Origin of the sequence: Nostoc sp., assembly GCF_036917815.1 — a bacterium.
Classification (GTDB): domain Bacteria; phylum Cyanobacteriota; class Cyanobacteriia; order Cyanobacteriales; family Nostocaceae; genus Nostoc.
On the sequence record NZ_JBALEK010000042.1, the window covers coordinates 125,804 to 150,281 of the forward strand.

General features: G+C 42.6%; 23 protein-coding genes and 1 pseudogene. 12 read left to right on the plus strand and 12 right to left on the minus strand.

Going from position 1 to position 24,478, the window contains the following annotated elements; translation table 11 throughout:
• Window positions 1-2 precede the first annotated feature (2 nt).
• Complete coding sequence (locus tag V7K97_RS12710) at window positions 3-848, minus strand: alpha/beta hydrolase (RefSeq protein ID WP_334801344.1); 846 nt, start codon at window positions 846-848, stop codon at window positions 3-5.
• Between the two features lie 8 nt (window positions 849-856).
• Window positions 857-1,102 (minus strand): annotated as a pseudogene (locus V7K97_RS12715) (IS701 family transposase); the annotation flags it as partial.
• Between the two features lie 755 nt (window positions 1,103-1,857).
• Between V7K97_RS12715 and V7K97_RS12720 the strand changes: the two are divergent.
• Both V7K97_RS12720 and acsF read left to right on the plus strand, forming a co-directional pair.
• Window positions 1,858-2,385: a DUF2996 domain-containing protein gene (locus V7K97_RS12720; protein ID WP_334801346.1), complete on the plus strand. Its 528-nt coding sequence runs from the start codon at window positions 1,858-1,860 to the stop codon at window positions 2,383-2,385.
• A gap of 679 nt (window positions 2,386-3,064) precedes the next feature.
• The gene (gene acsF / locus V7K97_RS12725) at window positions 3,065-4,141 is read left to right on the plus strand and encodes a magnesium-protoporphyrin IX monomethyl ester (oxidative) cyclase (protein WP_334801348.1); all 1,077 of its coding nucleotides are present in this window, start codon (window positions 3,065-3,067) and stop codon (window positions 4,139-4,141) included.
• A 200-nt stretch (window positions 4,142-4,341) separates the two neighbouring features.
• Here the strand turns inward: acsF and V7K97_RS12730 are convergent, their stop codons facing one another.
• On the minus strand, window positions 4,342-5,553 hold the full coding sequence (locus V7K97_RS12730) for a type I restriction endonuclease (protein WP_334801350.1): 1,212 nt from the start codon (window positions 5,551-5,553) through the stop codon (window positions 4,342-4,344).
• Between the two features lie 487 nt (window positions 5,554-6,040).
• Here V7K97_RS12730 and V7K97_RS12735 point away from each other — a divergent pair, with 487 nt between their 5' ends.
• Together V7K97_RS12735 and V7K97_RS12740 are read left to right on the plus strand one after the other, a co-directional pair.
• Complete coding sequence (locus V7K97_RS12735; protein ID WP_334801351.1) at window positions 6,041-6,310, plus strand: hypothetical protein; 270 nt, start codon at window positions 6,041-6,043, stop codon at window positions 6,308-6,310.
• A 1,040-nt stretch (window positions 6,311-7,350) separates the two neighbouring features.
• Window positions 7,351-7,647, plus strand: a complete 297-nt coding sequence (locus V7K97_RS12740; RefSeq protein WP_334801353.1) for a hypothetical protein — start codon at window positions 7,351-7,353, stop codon at window positions 7,645-7,647.
• 191 nt (window positions 7,648-7,838) lie between these two features.
• On the opposite strand, the gene V7K97_RS12745 is transcribed toward V7K97_RS12740, so the two are convergent.
• Entirely contained in the window at window positions 7,839-8,048 is a 210-nt protein-coding gene (locus V7K97_RS12745; RefSeq protein WP_334801354.1) for a hypothetical protein, read from the minus strand.
• Entirely contained in the window at window positions 8,045-8,374 is a 330-nt protein-coding gene (locus tag V7K97_RS12750) for a putative quinol monooxygenase (protein ID WP_334801355.1), read from the minus strand. The genes V7K97_RS12745 and V7K97_RS12750 overlap by 4 nt, the downstream gene beginning before the upstream one ends.
• Before the next feature lie 185 nt (window positions 8,375-8,559).
• Here V7K97_RS12750 and V7K97_RS12755 point away from each other — a divergent pair, with 185 nt between their 5' ends.
• From V7K97_RS12755 to V7K97_RS12765, 3 genes are all read left to right on the plus strand, one after another.
• Window positions 8,560-9,882, plus strand: coding sequence for a D-alanyl-D-alanine carboxypeptidase (locus V7K97_RS12755; RefSeq protein WP_334801356.1), 1,323 nt, complete (start codon window positions 8,560-8,562; stop codon window positions 9,880-9,882).
• 77 nt (window positions 9,883-9,959) lie between these two features.
• The gene (locus V7K97_RS12760) at window positions 9,960-11,171 is read left to right on the plus strand and encodes an HhoA/HhoB/HtrA family serine endopeptidase (protein WP_334801357.1); all 1,212 of its coding nucleotides are present in this window, start codon (window positions 9,960-9,962) and stop codon (window positions 11,169-11,171) included.
• 219 nt (window positions 11,172-11,390) lie between these two features.
• Window positions 11,391-12,386 carry a WD40 repeat domain-containing protein gene (locus V7K97_RS12765; RefSeq protein WP_334801359.1) on the plus strand — a complete coding sequence of 332 codons (996 nt, stop codon included), beginning with the start codon at window positions 11,391-11,393 and terminating at the stop codon, window positions 12,384-12,386.
• Between the two features lie 95 nt (window positions 12,387-12,481).
• On the opposite strand, the gene V7K97_RS12770 is transcribed toward V7K97_RS12765, so the two are convergent.
• The 5 genes from V7K97_RS12770 to V7K97_RS12790 all read right to left on the minus strand — a co-directional run bounded on the left by V7K97_RS12770 (window position 12,482) and on the right by V7K97_RS12790 (window position 17,525).
• A complete protein-coding gene (locus V7K97_RS12770; protein WP_334801360.1) occupies window positions 12,482-13,453 on the minus strand; it encodes an MBL fold metallo-hydrolase in 972 nt (323 codons plus the stop codon).
• An 11-nt stretch (window positions 13,454-13,464) separates the two neighbouring features.
• Window positions 13,465-13,848 carry an aspartate 1-decarboxylase gene (gene panD / locus V7K97_RS12775; protein ID WP_334801361.1) on the minus strand — a complete coding sequence of 128 codons (384 nt, stop codon included), beginning with the start codon at window positions 13,846-13,848 and terminating at the stop codon, window positions 13,465-13,467.
• Window positions 13,849-14,004: 156 nt separating this feature from the next.
• On the minus strand, window positions 14,005-14,517 hold the full coding sequence (locus V7K97_RS12780) for an inorganic diphosphatase (RefSeq protein ID WP_334801362.1): 513 nt from the start codon (window positions 14,515-14,517) through the stop codon (window positions 14,005-14,007).
• A 709-nt stretch (window positions 14,518-15,226) separates the two neighbouring features.
• Entirely contained in the window at window positions 15,227-15,415 is a 189-nt protein-coding gene (locus V7K97_RS12785; RefSeq protein WP_334801363.1) for a hypothetical protein, read from the minus strand.
• 919 nt (window positions 15,416-16,334) lie between these two features.
• A complete protein-coding gene (locus V7K97_RS12790; RefSeq protein WP_334801364.1) occupies window positions 16,335-17,525 on the minus strand; it encodes a pyridoxal phosphate-dependent aminotransferase in 1,191 nt (396 codons plus the stop codon).
• Window positions 17,526-17,803: 278 nt separating this feature from the next.
• Between V7K97_RS12790 and V7K97_RS12795 the strand changes: the two genes are divergently transcribed.
• On the plus strand, window positions 17,804-18,403 hold the full coding sequence (locus V7K97_RS12795; RefSeq protein WP_334801365.1) for an MBL fold metallo-hydrolase: 600 nt from the start codon (window positions 17,804-17,806) through the stop codon (window positions 18,401-18,403).
• 375 nt (window positions 18,404-18,778) lie between these two features.
• Here the strand turns inward: V7K97_RS12795 and msrB are convergent, their stop codons facing one another.
• A complete protein-coding gene (gene msrB / locus V7K97_RS12800) occupies window positions 18,779-19,273 on the minus strand; it encodes a peptide-methionine (R)-S-oxide reductase MsrB (RefSeq protein WP_334801366.1) in 495 nt (164 codons plus the stop codon).
• A 515-nt stretch (window positions 19,274-19,788) separates the two neighbouring features.
• Here msrB and ssuD point away from each other — a divergent pair.
• Genes ssuD through ssuE form a run of 3 tightly spaced genes read left to right on the plus strand, consistent with a single transcriptional unit; the run spans window position 19,789 to window position 22,178 of the window.
• Window positions 19,789-20,949: an FMNH2-dependent alkanesulfonate monooxygenase gene (gene ssuD, locus V7K97_RS12805; RefSeq protein WP_334801367.1), complete on the plus strand. Its 1,161-nt coding sequence runs from the start codon at window positions 19,789-19,791 to the stop codon at window positions 20,947-20,949.
• A gap of 27 nt (window positions 20,950-20,976) precedes the next feature.
• Window positions 20,977-21,615 carry a beta-class carbonic anhydrase gene (locus V7K97_RS12810; RefSeq protein WP_334801368.1) on the plus strand — a complete coding sequence of 213 codons (639 nt, stop codon included), beginning with the start codon at window positions 20,977-20,979 and terminating at the stop codon, window positions 21,613-21,615.
• Entirely contained in the window at window positions 21,612-22,178 is a 567-nt protein-coding gene (gene ssuE / locus V7K97_RS12815; RefSeq protein ID WP_334801369.1) for an NADPH-dependent FMN reductase, read from the plus strand. Before V7K97_RS12810 ends, ssuE begins: the two co-directional genes overlap by 4 nt.
• A gap of 226 nt (window positions 22,179-22,404) precedes the next feature.
• Here the strand turns inward: ssuE and V7K97_RS12820 are convergent, their stop codons facing one another.
• Window positions 22,405-22,596: a hypothetical protein gene (locus V7K97_RS12820; RefSeq protein WP_334801371.1), complete on the minus strand. Its 192-nt coding sequence runs from the start codon at window positions 22,594-22,596 to the stop codon at window positions 22,405-22,407.
• Window positions 22,597-23,108: 512 nt separating this feature from the next.
• Between V7K97_RS12820 and V7K97_RS12825 the strand changes: the two genes are divergently transcribed.
• Window positions 23,109-24,422 carry an FAD-binding oxidoreductase gene (locus tag V7K97_RS12825; RefSeq protein ID WP_334801372.1) on the plus strand — a complete coding sequence of 438 codons (1,314 nt, stop codon included), beginning with the start codon at window positions 23,109-23,111 and terminating at the stop codon, window positions 24,420-24,422.
• Window positions 24,423-24,478: the final 56 nt, after the last annotated feature.

Genomic DNA, 24,478 nt, shown 5'->3' on the forward strand with positions numbered 1-24,478 from the left:
TACTAATTACTGGGATGGGGTAATTGCTGATTTGTCTTTACAAGGTTAGTAAACTCCTGCAAAGTTTGACGATACTTTTCTTCAGCTATCTGGAATAAATCATTATGATTTGCCTTTTCTACCCACAAATAAAGTTTTGGCGATATTGCCGCATTAAATAACTTTTCTCCATGAGCAAAAGGAACGATATCATCTGCTTTTCCATGAATCACCAATATCGGACATTTGACTTTTTTGATGTTGTCTAGATTGGAAAATTTATCAAAGGGTAAAATCCGAAAAGGCACTATTACTTGAAAAGCGGAAATAAACGAACTTTCAATAATTAAACCAGCTACTGGTTTCCGCATTGCTAAATTTACCGCAGAACCACCGCCAACCGAACGCCCCAAAACGATAATTTTTTCAGGTGGTATTTTTAAATTTTGGGTCAAATAATTGTAAGCGCTATTGATATCTTCATAAGCATGAGTTTCTGTAGGCTTTCCTTGACTCGTACCATAGCCACGATAATCATAAGCAAAGACACTAAAACCCCATGTGTGTAATTTTTCTAGGATCGGTTTTATATCTCCTAAATCTTCGGAATTACCATGAGAATAAAGAATAGTATATTTAGCTTGATTATTTAATAAGTATATGGCTGAGATATTCGTATTCTCCCCACTTTTTAATTTAAGAATTGTTGCATCATCTTGATAGCTAGAAGGTTGAGACAGAAAAATCATGCTATCTGCCCGAAAATATACAAATGTAGCAAAAAATATATAGATAAAGATAAAAGATTTAAGTAGTCGATGCCAAGTAAAATCACCAACTAGTAGGTTTCTAATTTGCTGTTGATCCATTAGATTGGCTCTATTTCAATAGCGTATCGTTTATCAATTACTGTGTCATCAAAAACCAAGTAGGCGTTATCATTTATTTCTATTAAATCTTTCACGTTATCCCAAAGAATCCGAGGTGTTAATTTTTCGTTCTTTAAATAACGGTTGATTTGATCATGACTGATCTGCTCTAAATGCTCTGCCAAATTTGTCAGCGTATAATTAATCTGGCTACTTAACAAGTACTGGCAATAGTTAAGTTTAGTAAATCTCATAAAGCTACAGGATTTATTTTATGCCTCCTCAGTTAATCTTCTCATGATTTGATGAATACTTAACACAGCCGATTACTGTTACTAATTTCAGCAATGTCCTCTGAGTACACCATCATTTTCTAGTACATAACTACTATAAAAATGCGATCGCACTGTGCCAGTTGCGTAAGTCCTGTCCTGAAACAGTTCAGGGTAATAGAGGTCTGGCTAGGGTACGTGGGGACTCCGCGAAACTTGCTGTTAAACAGCTAAACGCTCAGAAGATATCAGCACGCACTTCTGTGCAAACGTGTTGAGTCTGGGAACCTGTGCAAGCAGGATATTAAGATTGCAAAGTCTTAAGAATCTCCGCACCTTCAGGTCGGAGAGTGTCAAGAACTCAAGCTATATAAGCATGAAGTCACCTGCACTTGTCACGCCTACAGTGGGATAGAAAACGCTTCGCGGGGCTATTCGCCTACGCAACTTAACCACATAAACTAGGCAGATTTGGACGTTTGGGGGATGCTTGTTTTAACCGCAGGCATCTCCTTAATTTTTTATACCTATTCCTATCCACCTCGACCGCGTAGCGATCGCGTGGTTTAGTCTAAACTCCAGTTATTCAGGTAGAGGCAATTTAAGAATTGCACCTACTAGAGATTGAAGCCCTAGAGTGCTGACTACAAACTCCGTTAGTATGTCAAAATGAAAATACCCGATACATCACGGTGAGCGATCGCTCCTAAAGCTAGATTAAAGGATTGACCTGAGCAATGGCAGACCCAACCAATCACAATCAAGCGGGAGAAGTAGCTCCCAGCACTCTTGACAAGCAAGATCCTAGTGCAGACTCACCTGAAACCTCAGCTAAAGCCGCAACAGAAGAAAAACCCGCAGCTAAAGCCGCCAAAAAGGAAAAAGCCCCAGCCGTTGAAGATAAGCCATTTGTAGAGTTTATTGAGCAAGATTACTTGCCAGCTTTGCAAAAAGCGATCGCTCAAAAAGGTGTGCAAGATTTACAGGTGTCTTTTGCCAAGCAGAAGGTGTCAATCACCGGCTTTGAATCCGCCGAAGAATGCTGGCAAATTATCGGCACTTGGTCAGAAATCGGTCGGCGTCAGTTCAACCTGTATTTCCCCGAAGAAGATATTCAAGGGAAAAAGGAATTTTCCTGCAATGAAGGCAAAAAACCTAGCACTCTTGAGTCATTCTTAATCGATGAGCGCAAAACTACCCTCGATTTGTTGGTATATGGCTTAGTTCAGCGTTTGGATGGTCAAAAGTGGCTAGGTAGAAATTAGTTGTTGGGCATTGGGCATTGGGCATTGAAAAGAGGCAGAGGGGCGGGGTGCTGCTCTTGCAGAGGGGAAAACTCATCTCCCTGCTCCCTCATCTCCCAGTCCCCAGTCCCCAATCCCCTTCTATTGTTGCAACTCTTAACGTTTCACTTACTAGTTTATAACCCACACCTTGGTAAACTGAACTTTATAGAAATACTCGGTAAGCATAAAACTCATTCCCTTTAGGGCTGAGATATAAGCGACTCATGGGACTTTAGGAAGAGTCACTCGTGATATAAATAAATATTGTCGGCTGTTGCGCCTTGCCAAAGTATTACCCTTGGCTTTTTGGTGTTATAAATATTCAACGAATTAATGCTCAAAAATGGTAAAATATGTCTAAATATCCAATAGCCATAGACCATTAACTAAGGGGTGAAAAGCCAGCCACTACAAGCTTTCTTGCTTCAGGCATAAGGAGTCAAGCATAGGTACAAGAGCAAGCAATGTTAGTTGATGTGAGGTAATTATCAATGGATAAATGTTGAATAAAACGTAGTCCCTGCGGCACTTAGCTTCGGGATAGAGGGTATTGCAGTTTATCCATTCCGAGTAACACCGGGAAGAGTCGCTTGAGGACATTTGTCCATAAAGTTACTAACTGTACTCAAGATAATAAAGACGAAAGAGCAATCAAGACATGGTAGATTCCCTTAAAAAACCAGGCTTTGAAGAAATCCGGCCAGGAATTAAAGTCCCGGCAAAAGAAACCCTGTTAACACCTCGGTTTTATACTACCGATTTTGATGAAATGGCACGGATGGATATCTCCGTCAACGAAGACGAGTTAAGAGCCATTCTCGAAGAGTTTCGGACTGACTACAACCGTCATCACTTTGTTCGAGATGCCGAGTTTGAACAATCTTGGGATCATATTGACGGGGAAACTCGCCAGTTGTTCGTTGAATTTCTAGAACGTTCTTGTACGGCAGAGTTTTCGGGCTTTTTGCTTTATAAAGAACTTGGCCGTCGCTTGAAAGGCAAAAGCCCCGTCTTGGCAGAGTGTTTTAACCTGATGTCACGGGATGAAGCACGTCACGCTGGCTTTTTGAACAAAGCGATGTCGGACTTTAATCTGTCCTTAGATTTAGGGTTTTTGACTAAGAGCCGCAATTATACCTTCTTTAAGCCAAAATTCATCTTCTACGCCACTTATCTTTCTGAAAAGATTGGTTATTGGCGTTATATCACCATCTTTCGCCATTTAGAAGCACATCCCGAAGACCGGATTTATCCAATCTTCCGGTTCTTTGAAAATTGGTGTCAAGATGAAAACCGTCACGGCGATTTCTTTGATGCAATCATGAAATCTCAGCCCCAAATGCTGAATGATTGGAGAGCAAAGCTATGGAGTCGGTTCTTCCTGTTGTCAGTGTTTGCGACTATGTATCTTAATGACATCCAACGGAAGGACTTTTATGCCACCCTGGGACTGGATGCGCGAGAATACGACATCCATGTAATTAAGAAGACTAACGAAAACGCGGGTAGGGTGTTCCCACTCATGCTGGATGTAGAGAATCCAGATTTTTATCAGCGCTTGGATACTTGTATCAGCAATAATGAAAAGCTGAGTGCGATCGCTAACTCCAACACTCCCAAATTCCTGCAATTCTTCCAAAAACTGCCGCTTTATATTTCCAATGGCTGGCAGTTATTAAAGCTGTACCTGATGAAGCCCATTGATACTGTTTCTGCTCAAGGCGCAGTTCGTTAAGTTATAACAGGTTTGCGAAAGCTTTAGTGGTTCTGCTGATTGCAGAGCCACTTTTTTTTGATCGCTGCTTGGGTGAAATCGATTTACACCGCACATCTGGAGATGAATGGGTACTTCTTTGAGGTTTACAGGTAAATCAATAGTAGTGCGATCGCTAATTTGCTGGTATGGCAAAAATCGGAGATGATAAAGAAATTAAGTTAAGCTGATTTTTCCATTCTGATTACATCTGAGGTGAATACTTGATGCTTGGCTGCTTCTACCTCATAACATCTGAGAATCAGTGATGTCAGCTTCTCGAAATCACTAACAGAAGAAATAATTACTTTTGATGCCGCATCTCCCAGAGAAGCTGTTACTTCTTGCACTTCAAAATTTGGAGCTAGAGACTTTACTTCATCTACACTTAGGCGAGCAATAAAACTTTTTTTCTGCGAAGATAGATACAGCCGCAGAAACCACCAAGTACTCCTGCCAAGATTTATACCAAAGTATGAAGCAGTATCCTTGTATTGGAGTTCAAAATTGTAACTCCTTAAAGTTTGCGTAATTGCTTTAATTTTTTCAAAGGCTTCGATTTCTTCAGCAGTTGTTACTATTTTCGATTCTTGAGATTCTTGTTGTTTTTCCTGTTCTTCAATCTCTTGTTCTACTTCAAGTTCAACAGGCTGAGTTATTTCTTGGCTAAGTGAGCGAGTCATTAACTCTACTAAACTTCCCTGAATCGACTTTTTAACAATTGGTTTGAATTTATCAATAACTCTACCAGTAATTCGACCTTGAATTTCATAACTAGGGGCAACTGTACCGAGTTCAGCCACTAAAAAGCGAACAAATTCTTCAGAAGGAGAACGTAAAAGATTTCCTACAAGCTGAGTCATACCTTTTACATAAACCATTTCTTCAGCATGGTTGGTAATAGCTGTAACCTCAAAATTATCCCGATGAAAAAATTTGAGGTTATCAATATCTTTGGAATCATATTCAAGGATGTTGAAAGTAAAAAATGGCTCCTTGTCCATGACATTTTTATCACGCAAATCTGTAAAGAAACGGTACTCAATCCCATTCGTGACAATAGCTACTTTTGTTGTCAAAAGTGCATTAAAATATTTGCTCAATTGTCCATCATGTGCTTCAGCTTTTTGACCACGGGCTTTTGCCTCTACGAGCATAACTTTAGTACCATTAATAGCTAAGGCGTAATCTACCTTTTCAAACTGTCCTGCTCTTCTAGTAGCAAAATCTGCTACATATTCCGGCATGACTTCGCTAGGATCATAGACATCGTAGCCAAGAGCGCTCAAAAAAGGAACAATCAGTGCCATCTTAGTAGCTTCTTCGCCAATAACTTGGTCAAATCGCTTACGCACTTGTTCAGACAGCTTGACAATATCTTCAGTGAATCCCATCTTGCTTACTCCTGGTAGATTAGTGATTATTGATACATTTTTTTTGAAAAATAGGAGTGATTGCAAGGTGATATATAGGAATCCGAATTGAATCGTGAGAAAATACGGAGATTAAAAGTACGTATTTATAAGCTTTTCAGCCTTTTGTTGTCTCACAAATGATTTAGGATTGCTATAGTACATTTAAATTGAAAGTGTTAGTGCGATCGCCTTCTTTATCACTCCTATAAAAGTATTCCCAAATAAGTACCAGGCTGTAACACTCATGACCTATTCACACTTTTGAGAAAGCAATATGCCTTTTTACTTGTCCAAGTTAAAAATGGGGAGGCAGTCAGCAGCCGGAAAAGCCATCGATGCTTTTATCAAGGCAGGACTTACGCACAGGTAACGGAAAAGCGAACCGCAGAGGACGCAGAGTACACGCAGGAATAGGAGTTTAAGAGGTTTCTTGCGTAAGTCCTACAAGGAATTGGCTAAACTTCCAATGCCCAATACCCAATCCCCAGACCTTGGTAATTTAGCTGTGGGATTGTTGGTTGACTTGGCTCTAGCCGAATGGAGACAGCACAAAACCGAGATGCGGTACTTTGAAGACTTGCGGCGGATCGCTAAACTTTGCGGTTATCAACTTTTCACGACAACCAAAGGCTATGAGGCTAAAGACATTACTAGCAATAAATTCGTTTTTACCACTGGGGAGATAGGAGCCATTGTAGAGTGGTTGCGCCAGATGTCACCCCAAATTAGCCGCTAGCTGCGTTGAAAATTGCAACGCTGAACAATGCAATTTTCAACGCAGCCGGAGCGCTGACTTGTGCGATCGCAACTCCTAACTTCTAACTCCTGACTTCCGACTTCCACGAACTAGCGCCGTGTTGTTGGAAGTTGAAGTCAGAAGTTACTGCAACGCGGTGCGCGTTTCGCCAAAAACGTCAGAGACTTTCGGTAAAAAGAATCTCTCACCGATGTTCCCTGGTTCGACTGCTTGCCCTGCTTACACTGCCTCCACTGCTTGCCCTGCTTACCCTGCTTACACTGCTTCTGCTGTTTATCCGAACCGTATTGCGCTCGCTCCTCACCCTCTGCACACTCCTAGCCCTGCCAAAATCGCCTACAGTGCCCCTCACTCTTCTAACTGAACCCTGAGAGCGCATGGGTCTGTAAGAGGTAGTCGGCGAAAAATGTACTTGATTTTGACGATAATGATAATGATAAAACTTTCTAGAATTTAGCGGAATGTCAGCCCCATTCCCATTCTGCCCTTGTGGCACGCTTGAATGCTGTGTAACGTCAGTATTATTGTTATCGGATGGCTGCTCCTCGCCATTGCCCCCTTGTGGCACGCTTGAATCCTGTGTAACAACCTGCCGCATTTTCCCATCTAGACATTCCTCTTGACCATTGTTCGGATTTACCCAGTAGTTGCTGCAACTACTACTCTGTGCCAGCACTTTGGGTAATGAGAACGAACATATACCAAAAACCGCGATCGCTGATAAGGCTAATTTTTTAAACATAAGAGTGTTAAAACTATACTTCAGTTATACTTACTGAGTAAAAAATATTGCACCTGTATAACTACTAGAACATCCATAAAGACTTGCTAAAGAACAGCGATCGCGCGCCGTGCGTTTTATCTAACAGTATGGTTAAAAGATTGGGCTTTTGACTAACAGAATGGTCAATTTGATAGATTGTCTCGATGCACCCAACGAAGAATCAATACTTTGACCCTTGCATTCCACGTTATGAAGTTTTGGTGTAGAGTACTAGAATGCTTACTCCACAAGGGTTATGAAGGTTAACGGCAACGGACGAGGCAAAATCCTCACCTCTGACGAACTAAGGCGACTATTCAGCGACGGATTCACTTCGGAGCGCGATCGCGCTTTGTTTGGCATCTCCTTGTACACGGGTTGCCGCGTCTCTGAAGCCCTCAAGCTCCAAACTACAGACATCAAAGGGATACACTCACATTCAGGAAGTCTACCACCAAAGGGAAACTCAAAACCCGCGCCGTTGAAATCGAGCCAGGACGGGGTACAGCCGGGATATCTGCAATTTGTAAATTTAATTTTTCAAAACTCTTGATTTACCGTTGTTTCAGCTTCCATCTGAACTTGATTATTCAAATGAAAACATCCCCAAAAAGGGTCTTTTCTGGACAAGTTTGAGAGACTGAATCGCGTGAAGAGTTGGTTTTAGTATGCAGAAATTTGAATGTATCTTTACCATTTTTGGGCAAGTTAGTAAATTACTAAATTAGTTTTTGCAACATTTATTTACAACGTGTCCCATTTTACCCTTATCCCGGCTAGATCCCTGGAGCGATCGCTTGTGACAAAGCAGTACACTAGTACTATGCCGAAATTACCAGAGTGCGATGGCATACCCGCCCGCCAACTCTTGGAGACGCTCTGCGCGTTCGGCATCGCTCCCAAGCCCCGGCGATAAGAATTAAAGAACCAACGCGCTGTCTGCAACCATTTCAAGATTCCACTCCTTGGATAGTAGGTATCGCAGCCAAAATAGAATAACGGCGGATATCTGGTGGCGCAGCTATTAATCCTTGTAGCAAGGCTATTGGTACTTGCAGACGGCGTGACGCTAAATGAGTATCCAGTGCTGCCGCTCCTTCCCACTCTTCTACAAAAGTAAAATCTGTTGGATCTGATTGATTTTGTAAAAGTTCATATTTAATAACACCTGCTTCAAGTCTTGTTGGTTCAATCAGTCCCAATAATATTGCTTTGAGTTCTTCTACTTTATCTGGTAAGGCCACAAAACGAGCTACAACATGAATGGTTTGGTACGTCACTTGGTCAATGGTAATTAGTCAAATGTGCTTAACTGACTTTTGCAAGAGGTCTAATAAATTCTAGACTTGTCTAGTTTTTTATGGCAGAAAAACACCAGTTATGATGACTCATTACTGATTTTTGTAAAAAAGCTTGTATATTAGCACAGTAAACAACCGATCAAATCCTGACAGAGGAATAAAAGATGCTGGAATTATTGGGTTCAGGTTTGGTGTCGCTTTGGCTGGAAATGGCCGGAGTACAAATCAAGCCTTTAGATGCCTTAGATGCTTTGACTTGGCAAAGTAGTCCTGGCTTAGTTCTTGCCCCTGATCCCAATCCAACTGGGGCAACGACGGTGCAAGAATATCTGAAAAAGCTCATAACATCAAAAGTGGTGCCCCAAAATCTGGCTGAGAGTCAGGGAATTTGGATGCAGTCGGGGCCAATGCTGATGGCAAATCACCAAGGTACGACACCTCTGCCGGCTGCCTCTTTAACCAAAATTGCCACTTCACTAGTTGCTTTGAAAACTTGGGGTCCAGACCACCAATTTGATACTTTGGTGAGTATCACTGGGCCAGTGGTAAATGGGGTTGTGCAGGGCGATTTGGTCATTGCTGGCGGTGGCGATCCGATGTTTGTTTGGGAAGAAGCGATCGCTCTTGGTAATACTCTCAATCAAATGGGCATCAAGCAGGTTAAGGGAAATTTGATTATTACTGGCAGTTTTGCCATGAATTTCCAACGTCAGCCGATGCTGGCGGGTATGATGCTCAAGCAAACACTAAATCGTGCGACTTGGGGCCGCCCCGCCATGTACACGTACTCAATCATGCCCAAGGGAACGCCCAAGCCTCAAGTTGTGATTGCGGGTACGGTGAAATTTGAGCCACAACCAAACCCTCAACAAACTTTGTTACTACGTCACCGCTCATTGCCCTTGAAGCAACTGCTGAAGGAAATGAATGTTTACAGTAACAACGATATGGCAGAGATGCTGGCAGAGTCAGTGGGAGGAGCGGCTGTAGTACAATCAACTGCTGCTAGTCTTGCGAGAGTACCACAAGCGGAAATTCAGTTAATCAATGGTTCTGGACTAGGCCCGGAAAATCGCATTTCCCCCAGGGCTGTTTGTGCCATGCTGATGGCTATTCAAATTGAAGCATCTGCCCATCAACTGAATCTGGCTGATTTGTTTGCCATGTCTGGATTTGATCATCGGGGGACAGTACACTCCAGACACCTTCCCCTTGCTACTGTGATCAAAACTGGCACTCTCCGGGATGTAAGCGCTTTGGCGGGAGTGATGCCCACACGCGATCGCGGTTTGGTTTGGTTTGCCATTATCAACCGTGGGACAAATGTCTGGGGTTTCCGTACTGGACAAGACCAACTATTACAAAGTGTTGTCAAACAATTACAGCTACCTCTAGGCATTCCTGCTGCCATCACTCCCCACTCAGCCATTAACTCTTTACCCCAGTTAGGTGCAACCAGTCGCAATGAAATCTTGTTCAAAAGTTAGTTCATCTTGGTAAAAATAACTGTATATAGATTTTTCACCACTAAGCAACAATTAGGCTTATAGGTTAGGTTGTGATTATGCGATTTCCCCAAATATCTCGGTCTCTACGTCAATTTACTACTTATCTGTTAGCGATCGCCCTAGGAGTTGTGCTAATCGTTAGCACATTCCAGGTGTTACCCTCCCAAGCCGAACCAGCAGCTTCTGTAACTGCTGGGGATACTTCAAAATTAATTGCCCAACAATCACCAGCAAATGCTGCCATTGGTAGCAGTAGCTTTGTCACAGCAGCAGTGAATCGTGTTGGTTCCGCAGTTGTCCGCATTGATACTGAGCGCACAATTACTCGTCGCGTTGATCCATTTTTGGAAGACCCTTTCTTCCGCCGATTTTTTGGTGAGAGCTTACCGCAACAGATTCCTTCTGAGCAGTTGCGCGGTTTAGGCTCTGGTTTTATTCTTGACAAGAGCGGGTTAGTTCTGACTAATGCTCATGTGGTCGATAAGGCTGATAAAGTAACAGTCCGACTCAAAGATGGCCGCACCTTTGAAGGGAAAGTTCAAGGTATTGATGAAGTTACAGATTTGGCTGTGGTCAAAATTAACGCTGGTAACGATTTGCCAGTAGCGCCCTTGGGTTCTTCTAGTAATGTGCAGGTAGGAGACTGGGCGATCGCAGTTGGTAATCCTTTGGGATTTGATAACACTGTTACCTTGGGAATTGTCAGTACTCTCAAACGTTCTAGCGCCCAAGTCGGCATTAGTGACAAACGTTTAGATTTTATCCAAACAGATGCCGCCATTAACCCTGGTAATTCTGGCGGGCCACTATTAAATGGTCAAGGTGAAGTGATTGGGATTAACACAGCCATTCGCCCTGACGCGATGGGTATTGGGTTTGCGATTCCCATCGATAAAGCCAAAGCGATCGCCGCCCAACTGCAACGTGATGGCAAAGTTTCCCACCCCTATTTGGGCGTGCAAATGCTAACTTTAACGCCCGATCTTGCCAAGCAAAATAACACCGATCCCAACTCTGCTATTCAAATACCAGAAGTTAATGGTGTTTTTGTAATTCGAGTTGTCCCTAATTCTCCAGCTGCATCTGCGGGTGTGCGGCGCGGGGATGTAATTCTTCAAGTTGATGGTAAAGCAATTACCAGTGCTGAACAATTGCAGAATTTTGTGGAAGACAGTCGCCTTGGTCAAGTATTACAAGTGAAAGTACAACGGGGTAATCAGACACAGCAGCTTTCAGTACGCACAGCTGAGTTGCAAAATGCTTCGTAGAACACATCTGTTATTGGTGTCAAATTAAGCATATTAGACAGTCTAGAAAAGCTTGCTCTCGTTCCCAGCCTCTGGCTGGGAATGCCTTCTGTGAGGCTCCGCCTCGTTTACTAGCGGCAGCAGCCCAATGAGGTAGATTTCCCGATTCTACCTTCTTTTCCACCCAAATATATAATTTAAAAAATTTATTATCGCTGAACTCTTTTCTAGAGTCTGTTTATGTTTCCATGTCTCCATACCTTTGATGAACCTCATTCAGAGTACTTAAACAGCTTGAGCTTAAGCCCAGATGGAATTCTTCTGGTAGGCTGTTTTCACAATCTTGTCAAGGTTTGGGATTTAACCACTGGGAATATCAACCATTCATTTGAACTGCATGGAGATCGGTATGGTCACTTTAATACTTTGGTAAATCCAGACTGGAAAAGCATCATCAGTAATGATAGCTATGGCAATCTCCGAACCTATGACTTTTGGACAGGAGAGGAAGTCTTCTCTTTTCAAGGAGATTCCAGTGCTTTAGCATTTACTCCTGATGGAAAAGTATTATTTTCAGCCACCTGCAAAGCTTCTTATGGTACGAATGCCACGATTGAGATTAATGTTATTGAATCCTCAACGGGACAATTACTCCGCACCTTGCTATTTGCAAATGCATATCTTCCAATTCGCTGTTTACTATCTAGTCCAGATGGTAGTATTTTGGTAGCTCAAGCATTTGATCTTCTAACTCAAGTTTGGGATTGGCAAAATGGGCAAGTTCTCAACATATTTAATGCCCTACCTTTAAATTCTTCCCTTCATTCCCCCAATTATGTTTGTAGGCATTGGCTTGATGCAGTTGCAACTCGCCCAAATGGTCAAATCATTGCTGGTGTGGCACAAAGGGACAAACCTAGTGAAGAAACGACCGTTGCGATTTGGGATATACAAACCACGGAAGTCCTTTATACACTTGGCATCAGCCAGCGCGAACCTGATTCGGGTATGCCTCATAGTGCTATGACAGCTGATGGCTCACTGCTTGCCGTTGGCAATATTAACGAAATTGAAGTTTGGGATCTGGAGAATAGGCAGCAGTTTTGTGTACTGTATGGGCATAAGTCTAGGATTGACCATCTTACAATTAGCCTAGATGGGAAAACCATTGTTAGCTATGCATTTAATGACAGCATCAAAGTTTGGCATAGTAATGGGAGTTGCGGTAATCGTTAGGTTATCAAAGGGTGCGATCGCTCCAGGAATACTGGTCGCTGGTTAAGCACGAGTTTAAATCACTTATAGCGCTTCCTAATCAGATGAGGTACATCTTAAGCCCCCTCCTCGCTCGCGGGGAGGGGGTTGGGGGTGGGGTTGTTGTACCTCACTCGACCGAGAACCGCTATATCAACAGCTAATATTAGACCTTCATGGGCTAGTATGGCTTGAGGAAAAGCAGATTTAACATCAACTTGAACCTGGTCAAGAAAATCATCATGATCATCTGGGTGATGATGAGAAATAGCTAGCTGTTGGACACCAGAATTCAGAGCTGCATTCACCGCAGCTTGCCAAAGTAAATCAGCAGAGTCATGGTTGTGAGAGGTGGGCGGAGTGTAAGTGGCATTGGCAATCAGCAAGTCAGCACCTTTAATAAACTGCAAAATCCGCTCTCGCTCAACTTGATCGGCATTCTGGTGCAAATCCGTGACGTAGGCAACACTATAATCTTGCCAAGTAACTCGGTAGCCAACTGATCGCTGAGTTTGATTGATTAATGCAGTTGTAATGGTGACATCATCTAACTTCACGTCACTTTCTGGAGTCAGATTGTAAAACTGTAATTCCGACTGCATTACCTGTAAAGGGTAAGGAAAGTGTGGCTGGAGCATTTGATCGTACAAACATTGTTTGATTGAGGCTCCATTAGAGGCAGCTGTACCGTAAATGTGAAAGCAATTTTCTCCAATAAATGCGGGAGCAAAAAAGGGAAACCCTTGAATTCGGTTTGATTGGCAGTTAGTAAAAAATAAATGGGCTTCTAGTGGCTGTTGCAGTTCTTGCCAAGTTTTACCCAGTATGCGTAAGCCAGTACCGCCATCAAAAATCAAGCGTTTCCCAGCTACGTGCATTTCTACACAAGCGGTATTACTACCGTAACGATTGGTATTGCTAGTTGGAGTGGGGATCAAACCTCTTACACCCCAGAATTGAACGAGAAAGTCACCTGCTGGACTGCTTGGCATGGTAGCTGAATTTTCAGGTATGTAGCTCTGGGAATCCGACAACTCAAAATTTGACATTTTCCTTGAAATTAGACCTTACTGAGCAGGTCATCGTAGCGCCGCACTTCCAACAGCCTGTTTTTTTCGTCCACAATGACTACCGTAGGAGAGTAATTTTTTAACTCTTCTGGAGTGAACTGCCCGTAAGTCATTATAATCAAGCGATCGCCAATAATGCCTAAACGTGCTGCACCCCCATTTAACTCAATTACTCCTGAATGGGCTGGAGCCGGGATCGCATAAGTAATAAAGCGCTGACCGTTGGCACTATTAACTACTTGCACCTGCTCATAAGGTAAGATCCCAGCTTTTTCCAAAAGGATTTCATCAATGCTGATACTACCCACGTAGTTGATATTCGCCCCTGTGAGGGTACAGTTATGAATTTTGGCCAAAAGGATAGTACGCTGCATTCTGGTTTGGGGTTGGTGGCAGTTTTTGCGATCCGTAACAATAGTGAGGAATGAGGAGTTAGGAGTGAGGAGTTAGAAGTGAGGAATAAAAATTTATAACTCTTAACTCATAACTTTTAACTCTTAATTCTTAACTCCTAACTCCTAACTCTTCTATTATCCTCTATAAGCTTTGACGGATTTTTCAACTATTGCTGCAACCTTGTCTACATCTTGCCAACCGAGAATTTCAGTCACCTTTTTTTCCAAATTTTTATAACTACGGAAAAATTCGGCAATTTCATCCAAACGATGTGGCGCTACATCTTTCAGGGATTTTACCTGAGTGTAGCGCGGATCTTTGTCAGGAACACAAAGGATTTTTTCATCGCGATCGCCACCGTCAATCATCTCCAAGAAGCCAATTGGTCGTGCGGCAATAACACAGCCGGGAAAGGTTGGCTCGTCAATTATGACTATCCCATCTAGGGGATCGCCATCATCAGCCAAAGTATTGGGTACAAAGCCGTAGTCATAAGGGTATTGTACCGACGAATAAAGTACTCGGTCTAGAGCAAAAGCTTCTAGTTCCTTGTCGTATTCGTATTTATTTTTACTTCCGCCAGTAATTTCAATCAGAACGTTGATTAAACCAGGTTTCGGTTGGGCAGGAATACGAGATAAGTCCACAAAAAACTCCTCCGGTAACAGTGAATCATGGGGCATTCAGTCAGCTTCGCTCCCCGTGTAGAATTTTAGGGCAATATGGATCTCTTCCCAAGGTATTTATTCCAGGCAGGGCATTGGGCATTGCTTATGGGCATTGCTTAGAGGATGTTTTAAAAGTCCTTTTGTCGGTAGCAAAACGTTCTAGATCCCCCTAAATCCACGCCACGTGCTTCTCCCAAGGGGAGACGCTGCGCGAACAAGTCTCTTAACCGCAAGGGCGCAGTGGCTCCCCGATAAATTGGGGGACTTTGATTCTGGTTCCACCCTTTTTAAGGCTTGCTCGGGGGGATCATTAAGTGCCTAAAATCACAGCCAAATACTTTTAAAACATCCTCTTATTTCTCCCTCATCCCCCTCCTGACTTTCCCAGGTGCCGTGAAAAGTCAGATCCCCCTCATCTCCCCCTTGAATTAGCTAATAAATGGAAAAAGCGTTGCGAGGAAACTTCGCAACGCTTTTTACAAGAGGGTATTGTGCATATCCTCTGCCCTTGATTGTTGTTGGAGCGATTTTTGCCCCTACTCGTGCCAAGACAACTAAAACCTGGAGTCAGACAATACAGATTCAGCATATTTCTGATGAACTACATCCGAATCTACAGAGATTGTCTCACATCAATTTTCTCTTTTTTGCAGATATCCTGCTGAGGAAATGCTACTGGGAAGCTTGATCAATCGTCACTTTTTTGGAGGTTTTGGATCAGAGGTTTCTGGTTATTTTCAACATTAGTTGAAGAATAGTGAGCGATGACAAATACGGGTAGGGTGAGAGTCAACAGAGCGATCGCAGTTCCCACAATGTCTGCCAAACGTTGGGAATATGTGTCGGCAGAATTGGCAGACTGGCTATTTGAATTCATACAAAATTGAAGTTCTTCGTAACACTGTGTAAGTTTACTCTCTCATTGAGAGTCTTGATGCTATGTTAGCTATTTTTAAACTGTAAAATGTGTAGCATTTTACAATCTAAACCAGTTTTACAACTGTCATAATAGCGATTTTATACATGGAATTCTTAATACCAAGTTACAAGTCAACAAATCATGTTTTATTGTGTGATTAATATTTTCAGATGTTTTCCTGTATGGTGTAACGATTCGCATACCCAAAGCCAACTTTAACAGCATTATAGGTTACATTTTTTCGCTGCTTAAAGATTAATTAGCAAAATGTATGTGTCCGATACTTCATGATTATAACATCCAGCAACGCCTTTGATAAGGTTATCTTACTGGAATTGCTAATTTGTGATACAGGACACCAAACAGCAATTGCACTGAATATCTATCAGTGCTTTTAATTGTTATACAGTAGTTATACATAAAAATATTTGACACCAGAGAAGAAATCGGTAGTTATGACTTTTGCAACTAGTCATAACTACCGAATATATACAGATACATCAACTGTGTTGTGCAGCATAGATTCAGTGATACTACTAAGCAAATATTTTAGAATTTAAATTTTCAAATCTATTTGATATCACAGCAGTTTTGTCAATATATATATAGGTAGAGTAAAAAATATTTTAGGGCGTAAATAATTAAAGATTTGTAGTCTAACCCTTTGGGGATATTGCTACGTGAACACTGAAAACTAATCTCAATATTTTTTACATTACTCCAAGTACCTTGGTTTATTCTCGCCTACTTACTTAGACCTTCAAAATTCGTAATTCATAATGTGATTTATACCCTACTTAAAACAAAATTATCTTTGGACATAGGGGTTACAACCCCTATGTTTAATTACCATGAATCAGAAGAAAATAAATGAATATTAGGATGTTGGTTGTAGAGTTGATTGCAATTTTAGTAAGCGATCGCTCGCTGTTTGTAATGTCTCAGGTCTTTTGCTAAAGCAAAATCTGATCAATGAATGTCCTTTTTCTGGTTGGCTGAAAAAGCTGGAACCGGGAACTACGGCAACACCAATATCTTGAATCAGATGGTAAGTGAATTCAACATCTGTTTTGTACCCAAATTTGGAAATATCTGCAAGTACGTAATAGGCTCCTTTGGGAACAAAATAGGGAATGCCAACTTGATCTAGAATCTGTAGAATCCTGTCTCGCTTCTGGTGATAAAGTTTGGCTAGTTCTTCATAATAGGATGGTGGCAGTTGCATGGCGGCAACTCCGGCTCGTTGCAATGGTGCAGGTGCGCCAACTGTGAGAAAATCATGGACTTTGCGAATTGCTGCTGTCAATTCTGGCTTTGCCAAAATGTAGCCGACTCGCCATCCAGTGACGCTATAAGTTTTGGATAGACCGTTAATAGTAATGGTTCGTTCTTCCATACCGGGAAGAGTTGTTAGGGCAATATGTTCCGTACCATCATAGAGAATATGTTCATAGATTTCATCAGTGAACGCTAACACATCCCACTTTTGACAAAGTTCAGCAATTAGGGTGAGTTCTTCACGAGTAAAGACTTTACCTGTGGGGTTGTGGGGTGTGTTGATAATAATAGCTTTGGTATGAGCATTGAAAGCTTGACGTAGCTGTGCTTCATCAAATGTCCAATGGGGGGGATGGAGTGTGACGTAGCGGGGTATAGCACCAGCTAAAATCGCATCGGGTCCGTAGTTTTCGTAATACGGCTCAAATACAATTACTTCGTCACCAGGATCGACTGTCGCCAGCATCACAGCTGCCATTGCTTCTGTAGAACCGCAGGTAACGGTGATTTGGGTTTCGGGATCAATATCTAAGCCGAGATACCAGCGAACTTTGTTGGCGATCGCCTGACGAAATGAGCGATCGCCCCAAGTAATGGCATACTGGTTCACATCTGTCTCTATTGCCTGATATGCTGCCTGTTTCAACTCCAAGGGACAGGGAAAATCAGGGAATCCCTGCGCCAGATTTACTGCATCGTGTTGCAGTGCCACCCTGGTCATTTCTCGAATCACCGACTCTCTAAACTGTTCTGCCTTCGCTGATATTTTTTGGCGCTGTATCTCACTCACCCCTATACCTCCGTTGATCTCTATTGCGGTTATGCGGGAATTACTGTAACCCAGACTATATTCATAATATCGATAGATTTATCGTAGTATACTCAAATTCCAGATTCAGAGGGAGGGGCAGGGGAGCAGGGACATGAGGAAGCAGGGAGATAAGTTTTCCCCTCTGCCCCCCGCCCCCCGCCCCTTTGCCTCTTTTCAATGCCCAATGCCCTTATTATCTATATACTGAATTATTGAGATTAATAGTCAATTATTGAACGTACCGATCCAGAATCATCATGAAATCTTTGCACCGTCCCGATCTGTATAGCTGGTCTAACTTCAATCCGGCAAGAAATATTGATTTCAATGGGATTGCCTGGATTCGCCCAGATGGAAACATCTTGATTGACCCAGTAGCCCTATCAAACCATGACTGGAATCATCTGAAATCCCTCGGTGGTGTGGTTTGGATTGTGCTAACGAATTCTGAGCATGTCAGGGCAAGTAAAGAAATTGCCGATCAAACTTATGCTAAGATAGCCGGACCTCTGGCAGAAAAAGACGCTTTTCCTATACCTTGCGATCGCTGGCTATCTGATGGTGAAGAATTTGTTCCAGGGCTAGAGGTGATTGAACTCAATGGTTCTAAAACTCCGGGTGAATTGGCTCTGTTACTGGAGGAGACAACTTTAATTACAGGGGATTTAGTACGGGCACGTAAAGCAGGTAGCTTAACCATTTTACCAGATGACAAGCTGCTGAATCGAGAGGAGGCTGTTGCTTCTGTTCGCAGGTTGGCTCAACTTAGTCGGGTAGAAGCAGTGCTAGTGGGGGATGGTTGGCCGGTTTTCCGCAATGGACGCGATCGCCTACAGGAACTTGTCGCGACCCTATAAATGGTTAGGGTAGCACGGTTGAACTATGCTACCCTAAAGGCGATTGTGCTTCAATATAGATCAAAAAAGTTGTCAGAAGAAAATCAAACAACACAGTATCATGGTAGTTAGTAGCATTTATGTCTGATACTTTCTTTTTTGTCTTAAAAGAATATCAGGTAAGCCACCTCCTGATTACCTGACGGCAGTATGTTGAAGCTTTCACTGATTAACCTATTTGGAGAACACTGATGTCTAAAGAAAGAAAAAGTAATAAAGAAGTTAAAAAACCTAAAAAAGATCCCAAAGACAAAAAGCAGAAACAAGAACCAAGCAAATAGGATAATTTAGGTTAGTACCTGCCATATCTACGTCAGCCTACGCCTACGCAGCTGATCAAGCAGGAACAAACTTCAGCGAAACCCCGTTCATGCAGTAGCGCTTGCCAGTGGGTGCAGGACCATCATCAAAAACATGACCCAAATGACCACCACAGCGACTACAATGCACTTCAGTTCGGGTCATAAACAACGACTTATCTACAGTTAAGGCGATCGCACCTTCAATTGGATTAAAAAAGCTGGGCCAGCCAGTACCACTGTTAAATTTGGTATCAGATGTAAACAGTGGTAGTTCACAGGCGGCACAAAAATAAGTGCCTTGGTCGTATTCCTTATCCAGTGAGCTGGTGTAAGGGCGTTCAGTTCCATGTTTACGCAATACACTAAACTGTTCTGGCGTTAAAATTGTGCGCCATTCTGACTCTGGTTTGGTAACTTCAAATCCACTCTTAGAAGTTGTCATTGCTTGTGACTCCCAATTGATATACCTTGATAAAAATGCCGTGCCGACGATTACGGCACTAGCCTGCAAAAAATACCGTTTGTCCATATATCTATTATTTTCTATTTTCCGGTTAACTGGCCAATCAACTCCAGTACGGAATTCCCTACATGAATAGACAAGCATGCAAAAGTCCCCTAACACCCGACCCCCAACCCCTCCCCGTAAGCGGGGAGGGGAGACTTTGACGTAAGTTAAAGGCGGGGTGGGGTTCTTTTTTTTGATTTATGCAAGAAGTCTAATAACTATAATCAGCGATCGCTCTGAATTAGTCCTGATAAACTCATTAAAATTAGCTAAGAAACAACAAATTATTTTTCCAAAAGATACTAGGCGGGAATCGGATCAATTTGACCGGATATTGGACAATAATAACCATACCCTATGGACAATTTTTTCGATCGTCACCTTCTTAAATACGCCGTAATATACATTCTCTTGATAGAGATACCGGAGTTTTCTGAAAATTTCTTGCTTAGTTCCGTAGAATATGTAATACTTTGAACCGAAAGACAAAATACGGTATTTTTATGTAATTACCGTACTTTATAAGGACAGGATTCATGCAGCTACTATGGTTCATCCCAACCCACGGCGACGGACGTTACCTTGGAACAGCTACAGGTGGTCGGGCAGTAAGCTTTCCCTATCTCCGGCAGATAGCCCAAGCGGTGGATGACCTTGGTTATACAGGGGCATTGTTGCCCACGGGTCGTTCTTGCGAAGATGCTTGGATTATTGCGTCAACGCTGGTATCACTGACACGACAGATGCGTTTTTTGGTGGCGATTCGTCCTGGCTTGGTATCGCCTGGAGTGGCAGCGCGGATGGCGGCGACTTTTGATCGCGTCTCTGAAGGACGTTTGCTGATAAATGTCGTGACAGGTGGCGATCCCGTAGAATTAGCGGGAGATGGCTTGCATTTAGATCACGATCAGCGCTATGAATTAACAGATGAATTTTTAACAGTATGGCGAGCGATCGCTAGTGGTGAACAAGCCAATTTCCAAGGCGACTATTTCAACATTCAGGATGGGAAACTACTGTTCCCAGCTGTTCAGAAACCGCATCCGCCCTTGTGGTTTGGCGGTTCCTCTCCTGTTGCTCAAAAAATTGCTGCGAAACATGTAGATGTTTATCTAACTTGGGGCGAACCACCGGCGCAAGTAGCCGAGAAGATTGCATCAGTTCGCAGACTTGCAGAAGCAGAAGGCCGGACTTTGCGGTTTGGGATTCGTCTACATGTGATTGTGCGCGAAACCACAAGTGAAGCTTGGGATGCGGCGAATCAATTGATTAAGTATGTAGATGACGAAGCGATCGCTAAAGCCCAAAAAGCTTATGCGCGGATGGATTCAGTTGGACAAAGCCGGATGACTCAATTACACCACGGTAATCGTGAGGCATTAGAAATCAGCCCGAACCTATGGGCGGGAGTCGGTTTAGTACGGGGTGGTGCGGGAACGGCCTTAGTCGGCGATCCCCAAACTGTAGCAGCCAGAATATTGGAATATGCTGCTTTGGGTGTTGAGTCCTTTATCTTCTCTGGCTATCCCCATCTGGAGGAAGCTTATCGGGTTGCAGAACTTCTATTTCCGCACCTGCCATTAGAGAATCTGCCGACAGTGGAGAAGCAACATGTCTTAAGTCCATTTGGTGAGATTGTGGCGAATGAAGATTTCCCTAAGCAAAAGCCTCAAGAAAGAGCAACGTCCATATCCTAGTAATTAAGAACTAGAAGATTACCAACGATGCTGCACCAACAAATTGACCAAAAAATCTCAGAAAAAGAAGCGTGGGCATTGCGTCGTCAGTTGGGAATACCTAACAACAAACGCTTGTGGGTGCTAGCGTGCATGGATGAACGTTTACCTGTGGAGAAAGCATTAGGAATTGGTGAAGGAGATGCTCATATTTTCCGTAATGCTGGAGGCTTAGTTACAGATGATGCGATTCGGTCAGCCATGTTAACTACGCAGTTTTTTGGCACAAAAGAAATCATCGTCATTAATCATACCGAATGTGGCATGATGACAGCATCAGGAGATTTTCTCAGTGAGGTATTGCGAAATCAAGGTATTGATGTGGATCAAGTTACTATCGATCCTGCGTTGCCAGAATTGAAGCTACCAAAAGGTGTTTTTTCCAAATGGATCAAAACGTTTACCGATGTAGATGAAATCTGCACACAGCAGGTGGAGTTACTGCGTAATTCTCCTTTAATTCCCCAGGATGTAGTTATTCATGGCTACATCTGGGAAGTAGAGAGTATGAGTTTACGCCGTCCCTACAAACGTCTGAGTGATCAGGTCAACACAGCATCAGCTATGCAGACCAAAACCACAAAACATACTCAACCCGTTTTAGAAATTGGGAGTTTAATTGAATGACAAATATTCTCGCGATCGCTGGTAGTCCTACCCATCCATCTAGAACTTACGGTCTTGTCGAATACACAGCCAAGCTTTTACAACAAGAAGGCCTGCATATAGACATTATTTCAGTTCGGGATTTGCCTGCTGAAGATTTAGTTTTTGGACGTTACGACAGCCCTGCTTTAGAACAGCCAAAAGCTTTATTAGCAAAGGCAGATGGTGTGATTATTGCCACCCCAATTTACAAAGCAGCTTATACAGGAGTCCTGAAAACATTTCTAGATTTGCTGCCACAAAAATCATTAACAGGTAAACCAGTGTTACCAATTGCTCTGGGTGGAACCATCGCTCATTTATTGGCAATTGAATATGCCCTGAAACCTGTGTTATCTGAATTAGGAGCGCGGCATATCCTAGCTACAGTTTATGCAGTAGACAAACAAGTTCAACGACAAGCTGATAACAGCGTCCTGTTAGATGAGGAAATTGAGCAAAGACTCAAAGACGTTCTCAAGGAATTTGTGAAAGCTGTAGAATACGATGCCGCAGCGCCTCAAGAATTGGTTCATGCCAATTAAATAATCAAGTTTATACCTCCGTTTGCTTGTAGCAGAGGGGTAATTTCTACCCATCTGTTACTTTTTTTTTAAGTTAGTCAGAGCAACATAAATTTATTCTCAAAAATTACACGTTATGAAAGTGATGTGGACTGAAGATGAGTTTCACTTTCAGGGAAAATTTTATTGCATCAATATCAATTATTCCCCAATAAAATAGGCGCAATACAAGTATTACTAGCCGGAATTATTGCTTTTTTATATAAAATGTTTGATTTTCTTTGATTTTAGTCTCAACACTGACACTAATATTTGTTTTTTCTGCAATTATAAGTTCTGTAGATGAGTCGTTATTTAATTGAATTGTCGAAATAGGTTTTTTGTAAAAGTTACCTTCTGTCGTTTCAATATATATATTTTTTGTTATTGTATCTACCATCAAAAAGCGGTCTATTGTTCTCTTCTTTGACGCTGCGAGATGCCTTCAAAAGACTTTGCTTCTCATTTTAATGCACAAATTTTTGGATAGCTATCGAACTCACGTTATTTTAAACCAGTAGCGATCGCCTGAAAAACAATCCTCAATGAGCGTTAAGGGACTGACAAATAAAAAAATACTCAAAAAACTGGCGAAAAAACTCTCTCCTCCTTATTCCTCTGTGTTGCGCCAGTTGCTTCTCCCAGGGGGAGACGCTACGCGAACAAGTCTCTTAACCGCAAGGGCGCACTGGCAACTCTATTGTCTGGAGTGGTAGCCTGCGGCAAGCCGATGCAGCGTCTACGTTTATTTGGATAATTTATTTCTTGTCAGTCCCTAATTACAAGCTGGCGTTGGTGCAGCCCAACCTAGGCATCGCTCTTGATATTCAAGCCACGCTATATTAATGGCAATGCGCTTTTTTGGTCAGGTTAGCCAGTAAATTAGATGTAGGGTGTAAAAAAATAAACTCAATGAAAGCAATGTCTAATGACAGACCGCAAGCCGTCTGCGCTTCTGATTTTGCATCTATCGTCGGCGAAGAAAATGCTGTTTGTCTTTGGGAAAATATCGAACTCGGTCAGCAAAAACGTATCCAACAGGCTGTAACTTCTGGAAATTCACCCAGTTGTATTGTCTATCCCCGCAGCCAAGAACAGCTAGCCGCAGTCATTGCCAAAGCTCATACAAATAACTGGCGCGTCCTCCCCTGTGGTAGTGGCAATAAACTCAGTTGGGGCGGTTTAGCTAAGGGCATTGATGTTGTAGTTAGTACAGAACGCATCAATCAACTGATAGAACATGCTGTTGGCGATTTGACTGTGACAGTAGAAGCTGGGATGAAGTTCTCTGATCTGCAAGCACTTTTAGCAAAGTCGCGGCAATTTCTCGCCCTTGACCCCACAGCACCAGAGTTGGCAACTATTGGTGGTATTGTTGCCACAGGTGATACAGGTTCTCTGCGGCAACGTTATGGTAGTGTCCGCGACCAGTTACTAGGTATTACTTTTGTACGTGCTGATGGAGAAATTGCCAAGGCTGGGGGAAGGGTAGTCAAAAATGTCGCCGGCTATGACTTGATGAAGTTGCTTACGGGGTCTTATGGCACATTAGGCTTTATTAGTCAACTAACTTTTCGTCTGTATCCGCTACCAGAGGCATCGGGGACAGTGGTACTAACTGGGAAAGCTGAGGCTATATCTCAAGCGGCTGATATCCTTCGGGGTTCGGCGTTAACACCAGTCCAAGCTGATTTGCTATCAACTAAATTAGTGTCTAGTTTAGGGTTGGGTGAAGGACTGGGATTAATTGCCCGCTTTCAAAGTATTAGTGAGAGTGTTAAAGAACAGTCAAACAGAGTTTTGGAAGTAGGGCAAAAGTTGGGCTTAGATGGGGCAATTTTTGCCGATGGTGATGAAGCTAATCTATGGCAGAGATTGCAAGAACGAATACATACTACTGCTACAGAATCAGTAATTACCTGCAAAATAGGAGTGTTACCCACTGCTGCCGTGGAGATTTTGACTCAGGTGGAGTTAGGTTTGATTCATATTAGTAGTGGTTTAGGTTTGTTACAATTAGAGAGTAAAAATCAAGTTTTGAAGATGCGCGATCGCACTCAAGCTCATAGAGGTTTTTTAACAATTTTGTCAGCACCAAGGGCTGTTAAAGAACAAATAGATGTTTGGGGTTATACGGGTAATGCTTTACCGTTGATGCGCTGTATTAAGGAACAGTTTGATAGTAAGAATATTTTAAGTCCGGGTCGGTTTGTGGATGGGATTTAGTTTTAAGAAAACGAACCGCAGAGACACAGAGAACGCTGAGATAGAGAGGGGAAAGA